The sequence below is a fragment of the Metapseudomonas otitidis genome (genome assembly GCF_900111835.1).
Classification (GTDB): Bacteria; Pseudomonadota; Gammaproteobacteria; order Pseudomonadales; family Pseudomonadaceae; genus Metapseudomonas; species Metapseudomonas otitidis.
Genome location: NZ_FOJP01000006.1, coordinates 184,507 through 200,297, shown reverse-complemented (window position 1 = coordinate 200,297; position 15,791 = coordinate 184,507). Strand labels below are relative to the sequence as shown.

The following is a 15,791-nucleotide window of genomic DNA, read 5'->3' as shown; positions in this document are numbered from 1 at the left end:
ATCCTGCCGCCCTGCCACTGGCGCCTGGCTTACCGGCACATTACAACTTTGTCAGCCAGGCCCACCGCGCCGGCCCGGCACGGTATAAAGGAACCCCCACGACACAGGCCCGCCATGAAACTGCTCATCGTCGAAGACGAACCCAAGACCGGTCAGTACCTGCGCCAGGGGCTGGGCGAAGCCGGTTTCCTGGTCGACCTGGCCAGCGACGGCATCGCCGGCCAGCACCTGGCGCTGACCGGCGACCACGACCTGATCATCCTCGACGTGATGCTCCCCGGCCGCGACGGCTGGCAGGTACTGCGCACCCTGCGCGAAGCCGGCCTGGAGACGCCCGTGCTGTTCCTCACCGCCCGCGATGCCGTCGAGGACCGCGTGCGCGGCCTGGAGCTGGGCGCCGACGACTACCTGGTCAAGCCCTTCGCCTTCGCCGAACTGCTGGCGCGGGTGCGCACCCTGTTGCGCCGGGGCACCACCGGCCAGCAGGACACCAGCCTGCAACTGGCGGACCTGCGCCTCGACCTGCTGCGCCGCCGGGTGGAACGCGGCGGCCAGCGCATCGACCTCACCGCCAAGGAGTTCGCCCTGCTGGAGCTGCTGCTGCGGCGCCAGGGCGAAGTGCTGCCCAAATCGCTGATCGCCTCCCAGGTCTGGGACATGAACTTCGACAGCGACACCAACGTCATCGAAGTCGCCATCCGCCGCCTGCGGGCCAAGGTGGACGACGCCTGGCCCACCCGCCTGATCCACACCGTGCGCGGCATGGGCTACGTGCTCGAGGCGCGGGACGCCTGATGCGCCTGTCCCTCGGCGCCCGCCTCAGCCTGCTGTTCGCCGCAGCCACCGCCAGCGTCTCGCTCATCGCCGGCGCCCTGTTCGACCGGGCCAGCGAAGCGCACTTCCTCGAACTGGACAACCAGCTGCTGGCCAGCCGCGCCGAAGCCCTGCGCAGCCTGCTCGGCCCGGTGGGCAGCGCCGAAGCCCTCGCCGCGCGGGAAGACGACCTGCACGCCGAGCTGCAACGCCAACCCGACCTCGCCCTGCGCATCCTCGGCCCCCAAGGCGAGCTGTGGTTCGACAGCCAGGCCGCTGCCGCACACGCCCAGCATGGCGAGACCGCCTGGCGCGCCTACGGCACCGAGTTGCTCCCCGGCCAAGCCGACAGCCCGCGCCTGGACCTGCGGCTGGACATCACCCACCACCAGCACTTCCTCGAACGCATGCAGCGGTTGATCTGGCTCACCGTCGGCCTCAGCGCCCTGGCCACCGCACTGCTCGGCGCCTGGGCCGTACGCAGCGGCCTGCGCCCCCTGCGGCAGATGGCCGAGGTGGCCGCCGGCATCTCCGCCCACTCCCTCACCACCCGCCTCGACCCGGCCAGCGTGCCGGCCGAGCTGAGCGACCTGGTGGGCGCCTTCAACGCCATGCTGGCGCGCCTGGAAGACGCCTTCCAGCGGCTCTCCGCCTTCTCCGGCGACATCGCCCACGAGCTGCGCACCCCGCTGTCCAACCTACTGACCCAGACCCAGGTCACCCTCGCCCAGCCCCGCGACCTGGCCACCTACCGCGAAGCCCTGCACTCCAACCTGGAGGAGCTGCAGCACCTGGCGCAGATGGTCAACGACATGCTGTTCCTGGCCAAGGCCGAGCACGGCCTGCTCACCACCCGCCGCGAGCCCCTGGTACTGGCCGACGAGCTGGAGGCACTGGCCGAGTTCTTCGCTCCCCTGGCCGAGGAAGGCGGCATCCGCCTCACCTGTTCCGGCAGCGGCCAGCTGGAGGGTGACCGCGCCATGCTGCGCCGCGCCCTCTCCAACCTGCTGGACAACGCCCTGCGCTTCACCCCGGCCGGCGGCGCCATCGAACTCAGCGCCCACCCCGCCGGCCCCTCGTTGCGCCTGGAGGTGGCCAACCAGGGCCCGGCCATCCCCGCCGAACTGCAACCACGCCTGTTCGACCGCTTCTTCCGCGCCGACCCGGCCCGCCGCGAAGGCCAGGCCGAGCATGCCGGGCTCGGCCTGGCCATCACCCGCTCCATCGTCCGCGCCCACGGCGGCGAAGTCCGCTGCGTGAGCGCGGACGGTTGGACGCGCTTCCAGATGGACTTCCCGCAAGGAAGCTGACTCGACACCTCTCGCCAGGTGGTCTCGCGCCGAAACGGCCGTCCTGAACAACGGATGGACAAGCGACCCGGCCCGCGAATACCAGCTATGAAGACTATGCGTTAGTCGCCCCTCGCCATTTTTCCTAACGTCGTACCAAACAAGAACAACGAATGCCTGGCGAGGCCCCCAATGACGATCGAATCCATCATCCACGACCAGTGGTATCCCTTGGCGGTCACCGAGGACCTGGCCAACGGAGCGACCGGCCACACCCACTTGCTTGGCCAGCCCATCAGCTACCGCAAGGACCAGCAAGGCCAGTTCAGCGCCTGCTCAACCACCACACCGACGCGACACTACCCCACGCTGACCCGCCACCACACGCATTGGGTCTGCCTGGGCGAACCGTCGGCACCACTGTTCCCGATCCCCGAATTCGACGAGCCCGACCGCCGCATCCTCGGCGCCGGCTCCATGCAGGTGCATGCCTCGGGGCTGCGCGTGATCGAGAACTTCCTCGACATGGCGCACTTCCCCTACGTCCACACCGGGCTGCTTGGCGCTGAACCTCATACGGACATCAGCCCCTACCAGGTGAAGATCGAAGCAGACAGTGACGAAATCATCTCCACCGACTGCCGCATCTTCCAGCCCCTGGCCGCCGCCGCCGCCAAGGAAGGCATGGAGGCCCACTACGTCTACCGCGTCACCCGCCCCTTCTGCGCCCTTCTCTACAAGACCAGCCCGGAACAGCCTCACCGGCGCGACGTCATCTGCCTGTTCGTACAACCGCTGGACGAGGAGCGCTGCATCGCCCACGTCGTGCTGGCCTATATCGACAGCACCAGCAGCGACCGCGACCTGCGACTGTTCCAGCAGACCATCTTCGGCCAGGACCTGATGATCCTCTCCAACCACCGGCCACGAGGCCTGCCCCTGGACCCGCGCTACGAAATCCCGACCCGAGCCGACGCCCTCTCCAGCACCTATCGCCGCTGGCTGCAAGGCAAAGGCATCCGCTACAGCACCTACCAAGCCGACTGAAACACACAGAGGATCGAACATGCCCCCTATCGACGACCGCTGGCATCCGGTCGCGCACAGTCGCGACCTGGCTCCGCGTCATGTATTCCATGGGAAGCTGCACGGCATCGAACTGGCGCTCTGGCGGGACGATGCCGGCCAGGTCAACGCCTGGGAAAACCGCTGCCCCCATCGAAGCGTACGCTTCACCCTTGGCGTCAACCTGGGCGACCAGCTGCGCTGCCAGTATCACGGTTGGCAATATCGCAGCGAGGACGGGCGCTGCACACGGATTCCGGCCGCCTCGCAAAGCACCCCGCCGACCAGCCTCTGCGCCCGGGGGTTCGCGGCCACCGAAACAGGTGGGTACATCTGGGTCAACCTCTCCTTCAGGGCGGGCGAAGCACAGCTCGAACAGCCACGCCCCATCCCTTTGCCCCTGGTACTGCGCAGCCTGCCGTTCCGGGTCGATACCCAAGTGCTGCTCACTGCCCTGGCCGACTACGCCCCGGCAACCTGGGGTGCCGCCACCGCCTCGAAGCCCGATGACCTGGCACTGCAACTGGATTGGCCGGAGGGCCGACGACTGCACTTCTGGCTGCAACCCCTGGACCGGGAGAACACGCTCGTACACAGCTCATGCACCGATGACGGCCGTACCGAAGCCCTTCAACTGCGCGAGCACAACCTGACCTTGAGCGCCCTGCGCCGTCATCTGGAGCGCTCCGCCCGGGCGCTTCCCGAACCCGTCACCCAGTCCGCCGCACCAGCCGCCTCCGCTGTCGTTTCCAGGCTTGTGCCACGTCGCCCAGCCCCAGACCTGGCGGCACGGGTCGTGGCCCGCCAGCTCACCGGCGGCGAAGTCCTCGCCCTTACCCTGCGGACCGAAACCCAACCCCCACACTTCGAGGCCGGCGCCCACATCGAGGTGCTGACACCCAATGGATTCAAGCGCCAGTACTCCCTGCTCAACGGGCCGGACGAGCGTGATCACCTGCTCATCGGCGTCAAGCTCGAACCCGCCTCACGGGGCGGCTCGCGCTCCCTTCACGAACAGGTCACCGTCGGTGACACCCTGAAGATCTCGGCCCCCAAGAACCTCTTCCGCCTGCACCCGGACGCCCCCGCACTGCTCATCGCCGGGGGTATAGGCATCACGCCGCTGCTTGCCATGGGCGCCACCCTGCAGGCTCGCAAGAGCACCTATGAGCTGCACTATTTCGTCCGCAGCGAAGCCCTGGTGGCCTTTCCCGAGCGCCTGCACCAACTGCGACACAGCTGCCTCCACACAGGCCTCACCCCCGAGCAGACCGTTGATCGCCTGCAATTGCTGCTGAGCAATGTCGATGCCGCCACTCACCTCTATGTCTGCGGTCCCGGAGCGCTGATTGACGCCGTGCTCGCACTCGCCGCCCGACTCGGCATCACCGAGGAGCGCGTGCACCACGAGCGTTTCACCAATCCACAGGTACCCGTTGCCGGGCGCGCCTTCAGGGTGCGCCTGCAACGCTCGGGAAAGGAATTCGAGGTGCCCGGCGAAGTCAGCCTGGCGGACGCCTTGAAAGCGCAAGGCATCGCCCTCGACACCTCCTGCGAACAAGGTGTCTGCGGCACCTGCCGCACAGCCGTACTCGATGGCCTGCCCGAACACCGCGACCTGTTCCTAAACGAGGAAGAGCGGCAGCGCAACGACTGCCTGATGCCCTGCGTCTCACGCAGCCATTCCAACCTGCTGGTCCTGGACCTTTGAGGCCGCCGATGATCACGCTCTACAACTACGAACTGTCCGGCAACTGCTACAAGCTGCGCCTGCTGATGAGCCTGCTCGGCGTCAGCTACGAAACCCGCGAAGTCGAATTCCACCCAGGCAAGGAACACAAGGGGGATGCCTTTCTCGCACTCAACCCCCTTGGCCAGCTCCCGGTTATCGACGACAACGGTTTCATCTTGCGCGACGCCCAAGCCATCCTCGGCTACCTGGCCGCACGCTACGACCCCAGCGGCCAGTGGTACCCCCTTGATGACCCGCAACGCTTGGGCGAAGTCAACATGTGGCTGGCCTTCGCCGACGGCATCACCACCACCGCCTCGGCTGCACGCCTGGCAGAGGTCTTCGGCTACCCACTGAACGCCGACCAGGCTCGCCAGGGTGCACACGACCTGTTCCGCGTACTGGAAGAGCGCCTCTGGTTCAGCGAACGCGAGGAAGGCGGCTGGGTCTGCCGTGGCCAGCACCCGACCATCGCCGACATCGCCTGCTTCCCCTACGTGATGCTCGCCAACGAAGGCGGGATCGAACTGCTCGACTACCCGGCAATCCGCCGCTGGACCGACCGCCTCAAACGCCTTCCGGGCTTCGTCGTCATGTCCGGCATCTTCGCTGCCTCGGCGGCCTGACCACTCCCCTGCGAGGAACCCAGCGACCACTTGAAGACTGTCGAGGCCAGGCCTCGGAAAGCACCGCGCTCCCTGCATCCAAAAACAATCAACAAGCCATGAGCCTTGCCGACTCGAGGAGACGCACATGAACCATCAGGTGACCCTGCCCGCCACGCCGACCCGTTGGCCAGGCAAACTCGCGCACTGGCTGGACCACTATTTCCGAATCAGCGCCGAAGGCTCGTCACTGCGACGGGAAACCCTCGCCGGCATCACCACCTTCCTGGCGGCGGCCTATGTCATCGTGGTCAATCCGGACATCAACTCAGCGGCCGGCATCCCGTTTTCCGCCGGGGTGACCGCCACGGTGCTGGTGAGCTTCCTGGGTACCCTGGCCATGGCGCTCTACGCTCGCAACCCGATCCTCATCGCGCCAGGCATGGGCATCAACATCCTCTTCGCCTACACCATGGTGGTCGGCGCCGACATACCCCTGCAGGTGGCCCTGGGCTGCGTGCTCTGGAGCAGCCTGGCCTTCACCCTGCTGGCCTTCTTCAACGTTCGCCAGAAAGTGATCGAAGGCATTCCCGCCAACCTGCGCAACGCCATCGCTTGCGGCATGGGCCTGTTCATCGCGCTGATCGGCCTGGTCAATGCACGCTTCATCGTCAGCCACCCCTTCACCGTGGTCCACGCCGCCCCCTTCGACCCGGTCATCCTGACCTTCCTCGCCGGCCTGGTGGTCACCATCACTCTGGTGGTGCGCAGAGTCCCGGGCGCCTTGATCCTCGGCATCATCACCACGACCCTGATGGCCATCCCCATCGGCCGCCTCTGGGGTGACGCCAGTGCGTTCGCACCGGAAGGCTCGACCAGCGCCACCCTGGTCAACTGGCAAGGCCTGTTCGCCGCACCGGATTTCAGCTTCATCGGCCAGATCGACCTGCTGGGCGCGCTGCACATCGACTACCTCCCCTACATCTTCGTGCTGGTCTTCACCAACTTCTTCGAAGCGCTCTCGGCCTTCCTCGGCATCTCGGAAGCCGGCAACCTCAAGGACGCCAAGGGCGAGCCACGCCGCATCAAGCAATCCATGCACGTCGACGCACTTTCGTCCCTGGCGTCGGCCCCCCTGGGCACCAGCCCCGCCATCGTCTACATCGAATCCATTGCCGGCATTTCCCAAGGCGGTCGCACCGGGATGGTGGCGCTGGTCGCGGCGCTGCTGTTCCTCCCGTTCCTGTTCCTCTCACCCTTGCTGGCGCTGGTACCGGCGATCGCCACAGCACCGGTGCTGGTGATGATCGGCGTGTTCATGATGGACACCATCACCAAGATCGACTGGCTGACCTACGAGGAAGCCATTCCCGCCTTCATGGTGATCGTGCTGATCCCCCTCACCTACTCGATGACGCTGGGTATCGCCCTCGGCTTCATCCTCTACGTGCTGCTCAAGCTGCTCACCGGCAAGGCCGCCACGGTCAAGCCGATCATGTGGGCAGTGGCCGTGCTTTCGGTGTTTCTGGTCGTCCGCGTGCAGTCCTAGGAGATCGCCATGTCCGTCACCGTTATCCGCAACGCCATCATCTTCACCGTCGACCCGCATGACCGGGTGCTCGCTAACGGCAACCTGGTGGTCCGGGACGGCCGCATCGAGGCCATCGGCCAGGGCGCGCAGATGCCCCTGCCAGATGCAGCCAAGGTCATCGACTGCAAGGGCAGGATGGCCCTGATGCCTGGGCTGGTGGACGCCCACTCACACTCCAGCCTGATGCGGGGCGTGGTGGAGAACATGCAGTTGATGGAGTGGCTGCCCCACTACCAGCTGGAGCACCGCGCCATGAATGCCGAGGACGCCTACCACGCTGCCCGGCTCTGCTACCTGGAGGCGTTGCAGAACGGCACCACCTGCGTGATGGACATGTACCGGTTCATGCACCGTTGTGCTGACGCCGCCGGCGAAGTCGGCATCCGCGTGCACCTCGCCCCCTACGCCGCCGACCTCCCGGGCAAGGATTTCTTCGAAAAGCCGGAAGACAACAATCGCCTGGTCGAAACCCACCACATGAGCCATGACGGCCGCGTCCGCGTGTGGATGGGCCTGGAGCACCTGTTCTACTGCTCAACGTACGCCTACACACGTGCCCGCGACTGGGCCCGGGAACTGGGTGTCGGCATCCACACCCATGCCTGCGAACAGCAGGAAGAAGAAGCGGCGGTGCTCGCCCACTTCGGCAAGCGCTCCATCGCCCTGCTCGATGAACGGGGCATCCTCGGGGAGAGCACCCTGCTCGCCCACTGCGTATGGCTGAACGATGAGGAAATCATGCGCCTGGCCGACAGCGGCACCTCGGTGGTCCACTGCCCCAGCAGCAACGCCAAGCTGGCCAGCGGTGTCGCCCGCATTCCTGAGCTGCAAGCAGCCGGCGTCAAGGTCGGCCTGGGCACCGACGGCAATGTCTGCAACAACAGCCTGGACCTGTTCGAGGAAATGAAATTCGCCTCGTTGCTGCAGAAGGTCCACCGCCTGGATGCCGCCGCACTTCCCGCGCCTGTCGCACTGCGCATGGCCACCCTGGACGGTGCGAGGGTGCTGGGCATGGACCGCGAGATCGGCTCGATAGAGGTGGGCAAGCGCGCCGACCTGCTGCTGCTCGACCTCGACCAGCCCAACCTCCGCCCCGTCGTATGGCAAGGCGAGGACAGCAACCTGCTGTGGAATCTTGTGTACTCGGCACGCGGGGCGAATGTGCATACGGTCATGGTCGATGGCCGCATCGTTCTCGAGAACGGGCGCAGCACCCAAGTCGATGAGCACCGCCTCCTGGAGGCTGCCCAGGCACAGGCCCTACAGCTGATGGAGCGCCGCAAGGGGTTCGCGCACAAACAAGTCAGCATGGTCTGAATCGTCGCCATCGTCTTCGAACTGGTATAAAAAGCGCCCCCGCAACGCCAGACGGACGGCCACATGCAGAACGTCGACATGAAGTCCTTGCAGGTATTCCTGTGCATGCTGCGCGAATGCAACGTCACCCGCACCGCGCAGCAGCTCCACATGTCCCAGTCCGCAGTGAGCCACACGCTGACGAGGCTGCGCGCACTGTTCGACGACCCTCTTTTCGTGTCCATGGGCCGCGGCATGCTCCCCACCCAGCGCGCAGAAGCGTTGCAAGCCCCCCTGCAACACAGCCTCGATGCGCTGGAAGCGCTGCTGAAGCCGGTCAACGACTTTGAACCGCAACGCTTCAGCGGCACCTTCAAGATCGCCACCACCGACTACATCGGTTTCATACTCCTGCCGCAATTGATGCAACGCCTGGGCGAGAAGGCACCGGGCGTCGAGCTGACCCTCCAGCCGCTGCGCCCAAAGGACGACCTCGAGCAGCTCAAGGACGGCAAGCTCGACCTGGTGATCTGGAACGAGAAGACCGCACCGGCAAGCTTCCACTCGCGCAACCTGTTTTCCGACCGCCTGAAGTCGGTGGCCCGCATCGGCCACCCCCAGATCAACGGCAGCCTCTCCCTCGAGCAGTTCCGCTCAGCCAAGCACCTGCGCGTCAGCAGCAACCATGGCGCGGTGAAGGAGGCTATCGACGGGCTCTACGAGCAGTACGCCATCCGGTGCAACACGGCGCTCACGGTGCCGCACTTCCTGCTTGCCCATGTGCTGGTGGCGCAGACCGACATGATCGGCATGATTGCCGAGCTGACGGCCCATCGCATCGCCAAGGAAATCCCCCTGCAACTGTTCGACCCACCCGTGACCGTAGAGGACTTCACCGTCTCCCAGGTCTGGCACCAACGGCAACACAGCTCCCCGGCGCACAGCTGGCTGCGCAACGAGATCGCCGCCGTCAGCGCAGAGATCACTGAAGAGTTGGCCCGCTACCGCGCGCAGAAGGTCATAACCGACACCCCAGCGCTCGAAGAACTGACCGTCGACCCAGCCGCCTTCCACCCAGGCGAGCCAGGCCACCAATTCCAATGACCATCTGCGAATCGTCGAGGTACGGCGAAGAGCCCTGACCGGCCAAGCACTCACGGCTTTCAACTTCTCTTTCATGGAGGAACAGTCCGGTGGCGGTCTCACAGCGGACTGATGGCGCTCCAGGGGTTCCCTTGGCGCAAGTAGCTACGCGCCTGCAGATGGACTTCCCCGTCACAACCACGACCGCATCGCAGAACTGAGCAATGCTACCCCTCGTAGCAGCGTCTACTCTGGGATAATCGCCGGTCGGCGAAGGACTGCCTGGCCCTGCCACACCCTGCCGAACCGTCACCTCCCGGCCATGTACCGGACGGGGCGATACCATGAGAACCGCGCCTGTCGGAGCTGCCACGAGCGGCACCGTCCAGCCGGCACTGTCCGCATGTCGCGGCCACCTACTGTCTGCCCAGAACAAAAAAGGCACACACCATGATCAAGAAGTACATCGCTGCCCTGACCTGCGCGCTTACCCTCGCCAGCGGCCACGCCCTCGCGGCGGAAACCGGCCCCATCACCATCCGCTTCTCCCATGTCGTCGCCGACGACACCCCGAAGGGCCAGGGCGCCTTGCTGTTCAAGCAGTTGGTGGAGAAACGCCTGCCCGGCCTGGTGAAGGTCGAGGTCTACCCCAACTCCACGCTGTTCGGCGATGCCGACGAGCTGCAGGCCCTGCAGGACGGCAAGGTGGACATGCTCGCCCCCTCCCTGGCCAAGTTCGACCAGTACACCAAGCAGCTGCAGCTGTTCGACCTGCCCTTCCTGTTCGATGACCAGGACGCGGTCAACCGCTTCCAGAAGCGCGCCAAGGGCCGCCAGCTGCTGCGCGCCATGGAGGACAAGAACATCATCGGCCTGGCTTTCTGGCACAACGGCATGAAGCAGCTTTCCGCCAACCGCCCGTTGCACACCCCGGCGGATGCCAAGGGCCTGGCCTTCCGCATCCAGGCATCCAACGTGCTGGAGTCGCAGTTCGCCCAGATCGGCGCCAAAGCCGTGCCCATGCCCTTCGCCCAGACCTTCGATGCGCTCAAGGGTGGCCAGGTACAGGGCACCGAGAACACCTGGTCGAACTTCGCCAGCCAGAACCTCGACACTGTGCAGCCCTACATCATCGAGACCAACCACGGCGCCCTGGACTACATGCTGGTGAGCAACTCGCGCTTCTGGTTCGCCATTCCGCACCAGACCCGCACCGAGCTGGAAGCCATCATCGACGAGGTCACCTTCGCCGTGAACAACGCCGCCGCCCAGCAGAACCAGGCGGACCGCCAGCGCATCCAGGCGGCCGGCAAGGCCCAGATCATCACCCTCACCCCCGAGGAGCGCGCGGCCTGGCGTGCCGCCATGAAGCCGGTCTGGGACCAGTACACCCCCGACATCGGCGAAGACATCGTCAAGGCCGCCCAGGTGGTCAACCGCAAGTCCCGCTGATCCCCTCGCCCGGCCGGCACTCGCCGCGCCGGGCCTCCCCCGCTGCTGCCCAACCCTCGGCAGCGCTCGATCCGCCCCCGTTACCCACCAGACAGCACGCAGGCCGTAGGCTCTGTACGAAAAGTCGTCGAGCGAAGGTCAGGCAAGGCGAAAACGCTCGAAGAAGCGCAGTTTACGTGCTGTAAATGAGCATTCTGAGAGCGTTTTCAACGCAGCATCACCGATGCGCAGGCACTTGTCGTACAAAGCCTAGCGGGTCGGTAGGTCCTTATCATCCGCATCCACCTGCTCCAGCCCGGCGCGATCCCAGCCACCGCCCATGGCGGCGATGAGCTGCACGCTGGCAGTGAGGCGGCTGCCGGTGAGGGTGAGCACGCTGCGCTCGTTGGACAGCGCCGTGGCCTGGCTGCTGACCACGCTGCTGTAGTCCTGCGTGCCGGCCTTGTACTGGTTGCTGACCAGGCGCAGGGCCTCGCGGGCGGCGTCCAGCGCCTGCTGCTGCACCCCGCTCTCCTCTTCCAGCACGGCCAGTTGCACCAGGTAGTCCTCCACCTCGCGGAAGCTGGTAAGCACGGTCTGCCGGTAGGTGGCGACGGTCTGGTCGTAGCCGGCCTCGGCCTGCTCTACCTGGGAGCGGATGCGGCCGCCGTCGAACAGGTTGAGGGCGAACTCGGGGCCGATGGACCAGAAGCGGTTGGGCGTGGTGATCCAGTCGTGCAGGCTGCTGGTGCGGTAGCCGCCGCTGGCGGTGAGGTTGAGGCTCGGGTAGTACGCGGCCTTGGCCACGCCGATCTGGGCGTTGGCGGCCATGACCTTGCGCTCAGCCGAAGCCACGTCGGGGCGGCGCTCCAGCAACTGGCTCGGCACCAGGGCCGGAACCGCCGGCAGGCTGGGGATGCCCTCCACCTCCGCCAGGCTGAAGGCCGACGGCGGCTCGCCGATCAGCACCGCGATGGCGTTCTCCAGCTGCGCCCGCTGGTACTTCAGGTCGATGGCCTGGGCCTCGGTGCTTCTCAGCTGGGTGGTGGCCTGGGCCACGTCGGCACGGGTGACGATGCCGGCGCGGAACTGGTTCTCGGTGAGCTTCAGGGCGCGCTTGTAGGCCTCGACGGTGGCGTCCAGCAGGCGCTTCTGGGCGTCGAGCACGCGCAACTGCAGGTAGCTCTGCGCCAGCTGCGACTGCTGGCTGAGGCGCACGGCCGCCAGGTCGGCGGCGCTGGCCTGGAGGCTGGCGTCGTCCGCCTCCAGCTGGCGGCGCAGCTTGCCCCACAGGTCCAGCTCCCAGCTCACGCCCAGGGTGGCGCTGTAGCTGTTGGAGATGGCGCCGCTGCCCCCGCCGCTGTTGACGGTGGAGCCGTCGGACAGGCGCACGGTGCTGCTGCCGCCGCCCTGGCCGGAGCGGGTCTTGCTGGCGTTGGCGTTCACCGAGGGGAAGAACGAGGCACTCGCGCCACGGGCCAGCGCCTGGGCCTGGCGGTACTGGGCAACGGACTGGGCGAGGGTCTGGTTGGAACGCTCCAGGCGCTGCTGCAGGTCGTTCAGCACCGGGTCGTTGTACAGCTCCCACCAGGCGCCACGGGCCAGGGTGTCGGCTGGCGCGGCGGCCTTCCAGCCCTCCACGTGCTTGAACTGGGCAGCGCTGGCTGCGTCCGGGCGCTGGTAGTCGGGGCCCACGGCGCAGCCGGCCAGGGCGACCGCAAGGGCCAGGGCCGGGAACAGAAGGCGGGCATGGGGGTTCATAGCGGTGTCTCCAGCGAAGCGTCGGTGCGCACGCCGCGCCAGCGGTTGAAGCGGTGGCGCAGGCGGTCGAGGTACAGGTAGACCACGGGGGTGGTGTAGAGGGTGAGGATCTGGCTCAGCACCAGGCCGCCGATGATGGTCACGCCCAGCGGCTGGCGCATCTCCGCGCCCTCGGCGCCGCCGATCAGCAACGGCACGGCACCGAGGATGGCAGCCAGGGTGGTCATCAGGATCGGTCGCAGGCGCAGCAGGCAGGCGCGGTGGATCGACTCCGCCGGCGACAGGCCGTCGTTGCGCTCCAGCTGCAGCGCCAGGTCGATCATCAGGATGGCGTTCTTCTTGACGATGCCGATGAGCAGGAACAGCCCCAGCAGCGAGATCAGGCTGAACTCGCCACCCAGCAGCTGGATGGTCAGCAGCGCGCCCACCCCCGCCGACGGCAGCGTCGAGAGGATGGTCAGCGGGTGGATGTAGCTCTCGTAGAGGATGCCCAGCACCAGGTACACCAGCAGCAGCGCGGCGAGGATCATCCACGGCTGGTTCTGCTGGCTGCTGGCGAAGGCGTCGGCGGTGCCGCCCAGGCGCGCGATCACGCTGCTGGGCATGCCGATGGCCGCCACTGCCCGTTCGATGGCCACGGTGGCCTGGTCCAGGCTCACCCCTGGCGCCAGGTCGAAGGAAATGCTCTCCGAGGCGAACTGGCCCTCGTGGTTGACCCGGTCGTTCTCCAGGCTGCGCTCGTAGCGGGCGATAGCCGAGAGCGGCACGCGCTGGCCGTCGGCGGTGATCACCTGCACCTGCTCCAGGGTCGACGGGTCCTGGGCGTACTTCGGGTTCACCTCCATCACCACCTGGTACTGGTTGAGGGTGTCGTAGATGGTGGAGATCTGCCGCTGGCTGTAGGCGTTGTTGAGCACCGTGGTAACCATCGCCATGTCGATGCCCAGGCGCTTGGCCGCGTCCCGGTCCACCTTCAGGGTCACCTGCTGGGCGCCCTCGCCTTCCCGCGCGTCGATGGCGGTCAGCTCCGGCAGGGATTTCAACGCGTCGGTCACCTTGGGCAGCCAGGTGCGCAGGTCGGCCAGCTCGCCGGCCTGCAGCACGTACTCGTACTGGGAGCTGCGCTGCTCGCGGGAGCCGCCGGTCATGATGTCCTGGTCGGCCATCAGCATCAGCCGGCCGCCGGGCACCTGGGGCATCTCCTTGCGCAGCCGCTCGATCACCTTCTGGGCGGAGAGCTGGCGCTCCTTGATCGGCTTCAGCCGCACGATCATGAAGGCGTTGTTGATGCCGCCGCTGCCACCGATGAAGCCGGCCACGCTCTCCACCGCCGGGTCCTTGAGCACCGCGCGGCGGAAGATTTCCATCTTCGGCTGCATCACGCTGAACGACAGGCCGTCGTCGCCACGGATGAAGCCGATCAACTGGCCGGTGTCCTGCTGCGGCAGGAAGGTCTTGGGCACGATCACATAGAGCGCGACGTTGAGGCCGATGGTCACCAGCAGGCTGGCCAGGGTCAGGCGCGGGTGGCGCAGGGCCCAGCCGAGGCTCACGTCATAGAGCCGCGTCATGCGCTCGTGGATGGCCTCGCTCCAGCGTTGCATGCGGCTGTCGGCATCCGGCACGTGGGGCTTGAGCCAGCGCGCGCAGAGCATCGGCGTGAGCGTCAGCGACACCAGCAGCGACACCAGGATGGCCGCCGTCAGGGTCAGCGAGAACTCGCGGAACATGCGGTCGATGATGCCGCCCATGAACAGGATGGAGACGAACACCACCACCAGCGACAGGTTCATCGACAGCAGGGTGAAGCCCACCTCGCGGGTGCCCTGCAGCGCCGCCTTGAACGGCGGCATGCCCTCGTTGATGTGCCGGGCGATGTTCTCCAGCACCACGATGGCGTCGTCCACCACCAGCCCGGCGGCGAGAATCAGCGCCATCAGCGACAGCACGTTGAGGGAGAAGCCGCACAGGTACATCACCGCGAAGGTGCCCACCAGCGACACCGGCACCGCCAGCGCCGGGATCAGCGAGGCGCGCAGGCTGCCGAGGAACAGGTAGACGACCAGTATCACCAGCGCCACGGCGATCAGCAGGGTGCGCTCGGCCTCGTGCAGGGTCGCGCGGATCACCGGTGAGCGGTCCATCGCCAGGTTCAGCTTGACGCTGGCCGGCAGCACTGCCTGCAACGCCGGCAGCTGGGCCTTGATGCTTTCGATGGTCTCGATGATGTTGGCGCCGGCCTGGCGGTTGATCACCAGCAGCACCGCGTCCTGGTCATTGAAGAAGCCGCTGTTGTAACGGTCCTCCACGGCGTCGCGCACCTTGGCCACATCGCCCAGGCGCAGGGCCGCGCCGTCCTGGTAGCGGAGGATCAGCGGCGCATAGTCGGCGGCCTTCTCTAGCTGGTCGCTGGCGCCCACCTGCCAGTGGCGCTCGGCGTCTTCCACCGCGCCCTTGGGGCGGCGCTGGTTGGCGGCGGCGATGGTCTTGCGCACGTCATCCAGGGCGATGCCGTACTGGTTGAGCAACTGCGGCTCCAGCTCCACCCGCACCGCCGGCAGCGAACTGCCGCCGATCTGCACCTCGCCCACGCCCTTAACCTGGGACAGGCTCTGGGCCAGGATGGTCGAGGCCAGGTCGTACAGCTGGCCCTTCTCCAGCACGTCGGAGGTCAGCGACAGCACCATGATCGGCGCCTGGGAGGGGTTGACCTTCTTGTAGGTGGGCATGCTGCGCATGCCGCTGGGCAGCAGGTTGCGCGAGGCGTTGATGGCCGCCTGCACGTCGCGGGCGGCGCCGTTGATGTCCCGGTCCAGGTCGAACTGGATGATGATCCGCGTCGAGCCCTGGCTGGTGCGGCTGGTCATCTGGGTGATGCCCGAAAGCGTGCCCAGGGAGCGCTCCAGCGGCGTGGTGACGCTGGAGGCCATGATCTCCGGGCTGGCACCGGGCAGGCTGGCCTGCACGGTGATCACCGGGAAGTCCATCTGCGGCAGCGGGGAGACCGGCAACAGGCCGAAGCTCATGCCGCCCAGCAGCATGATCGCCAGGCTCAGCAGCAGGGTCGCCACCGGCCGGCGGATGAAGGGAGCGGACAGGTTCACGGCGCCGCTCCGGCCGGGGCA

At 66.7% G+C, this 15,791-nt stretch carries 11 protein-coding genes; 9 read left to right on the top strand and 2 right to left on the bottom strand.

The features are described from left to right. Nucleotides 1-114 precede the first annotated feature (114 nt). The 9 genes from BM198_RS09520 (at nucleotide 115) to BM198_RS09480 (ending at nucleotide 10,926) form a co-directional block, all read left to right on the top strand. A complete protein-coding gene (locus BM198_RS09520) occupies nucleotides 115-795 on the top strand; it encodes a heavy metal response regulator transcription factor (RefSeq protein ID WP_044404171.1) in 681 nt (226 codons plus the stop codon). Further along, nucleotides 792-2,123 (top strand): heavy metal sensor histidine kinase, encoded by a 1,332-nt coding sequence (locus BM198_RS09515; protein ID WP_074969502.1) that lies wholly within the window; start codon nucleotides 792-794, stop codon nucleotides 2,121-2,123. Before BM198_RS09520 ends, BM198_RS09515 begins: the two co-directional genes overlap by 4 nt. A 171-nt stretch (nucleotides 2,124-2,294) precedes the next feature. Continuing rightward, nucleotides 2,295-3,149 (top strand): aromatic ring-hydroxylating oxygenase subunit alpha, encoded by an 855-nt coding sequence (locus BM198_RS09510; protein WP_074969500.1) that lies wholly within the window; start codon nucleotides 2,295-2,297, stop codon nucleotides 3,147-3,149. A gap of 19 nt (nucleotides 3,150-3,168) precedes the next feature. Continuing rightward, nucleotides 3,169-4,878 carry a Rieske 2Fe-2S domain-containing protein gene (locus BM198_RS09505; RefSeq protein WP_074969498.1) on the top strand — a complete coding sequence of 570 codons (1,710 nt, stop codon included), beginning with the start codon at nucleotides 3,169-3,171 and terminating at the stop codon, nucleotides 4,876-4,878. 8 nt (nucleotides 4,879-4,886) lie between these two features. Continuing rightward, entirely contained in the window at nucleotides 4,887-5,525 is a 639-nt protein-coding gene (locus BM198_RS09500) for a glutathione S-transferase family protein (protein ID WP_074969496.1), read from the top strand. A 127-nt stretch (nucleotides 5,526-5,652) separates the two neighbouring features. Continuing rightward, nucleotides 5,653-7,053 carry an NCS2 family permease gene (locus BM198_RS09495; protein WP_083422362.1) on the top strand — a complete coding sequence of 467 codons (1,401 nt, stop codon included), beginning with the start codon at nucleotides 5,653-5,655 and terminating at the stop codon, nucleotides 7,051-7,053. A gap of 9 nt (nucleotides 7,054-7,062) precedes the next feature. Continuing rightward, a complete protein-coding gene (locus BM198_RS09490; RefSeq protein WP_074969494.1) occupies nucleotides 7,063-8,412 on the top strand; it encodes an amidohydrolase family protein in 1,350 nt (449 codons plus the stop codon). 63 nt (nucleotides 8,413-8,475) lie between these two features. Continuing rightward, entirely contained in the window at nucleotides 8,476-9,495 is a 1,020-nt protein-coding gene (locus BM198_RS09485; protein WP_074969492.1) for a LysR family transcriptional regulator, read from the top strand. A 429-nt stretch (nucleotides 9,496-9,924) separates the two neighbouring features. Beyond that, entirely contained in the window at nucleotides 9,925-10,926 is a 1,002-nt protein-coding gene (locus tag BM198_RS09480) for a DctP family TRAP transporter solute-binding subunit (RefSeq protein WP_052807561.1), read from the top strand. A gap of 249 nt (nucleotides 10,927-11,175) precedes the next feature. Here the strand turns inward: BM198_RS09480 and BM198_RS09475 are convergent, their stop codons facing one another. Next, nucleotides 11,176-12,666, bottom strand: a complete 1,491-nt coding sequence (locus BM198_RS09475; RefSeq protein ID WP_074969490.1) for an efflux transporter outer membrane subunit — start codon at nucleotides 12,664-12,666, stop codon at nucleotides 11,176-11,178. Continuing rightward, the gene (locus BM198_RS09470; RefSeq protein WP_074969488.1) at nucleotides 12,663-15,770 is read right to left on the bottom strand and encodes an efflux RND transporter permease subunit; all 3,108 of its coding nucleotides are present in this window, start codon (nucleotides 15,768-15,770) and stop codon (nucleotides 12,663-12,665) included. The genes BM198_RS09475 and BM198_RS09470 overlap by 4 nt, the downstream gene beginning before the upstream one ends. Nucleotides 15,771-15,791: the final 21 nt, after the last annotated feature.

Bases quoted from the DNA above. Each gene is read 5' to 3' on its own strand.
- BM198_RS09520 (WP_044404171.1), top strand. From the start codon at position 115: ATGAAACTGCTCATCGTCGAAGACGAACCCAAGACCGGTCAGTACCTG.
- BM198_RS09510 (WP_074969500.1), top strand. From the start codon at position 2,295: ATGACGATCGAATCCATCATCCACGACCAGTGGTATCCCTTGGCGGTC.
- BM198_RS09505 (WP_074969498.1), top strand. From the start codon at position 3,169: ATGCCCCCTATCGACGACCGCTGGCATCCGGTCGCGCACAGTCGCGAC.
- BM198_RS09500 (WP_074969496.1), top strand. From the start codon at position 4,887: ATGATCACGCTCTACAACTACGAACTGTCCGGCAACTGCTACAAGCTG.
- BM198_RS09495 (WP_083422362.1), top strand. From the start codon at position 5,653: ATGAACCATCAGGTGACCCTGCCCGCCACGCCGACCCGTTGGCCAGGC.
- BM198_RS09490 (WP_074969494.1), top strand. From the start codon at position 7,063: ATGTCCGTCACCGTTATCCGCAACGCCATCATCTTCACCGTCGACCCG.
- BM198_RS09485 (WP_074969492.1), top strand. From the start codon at position 8,476: ATGCAGAACGTCGACATGAAGTCCTTGCAGGTATTCCTGTGCATGCTG.
- BM198_RS09480 (WP_052807561.1), top strand. From the start codon at position 9,925: ATGATCAAGAAGTACATCGCTGCCCTGACCTGCGCGCTTACCCTCGCC.
- BM198_RS09475 (WP_074969490.1), bottom strand. From the start codon at position 12,666: ATGAACCCCCATGCCCGCCTTCTGTTCCCGGCCCTGGCCCTTGCGGTC.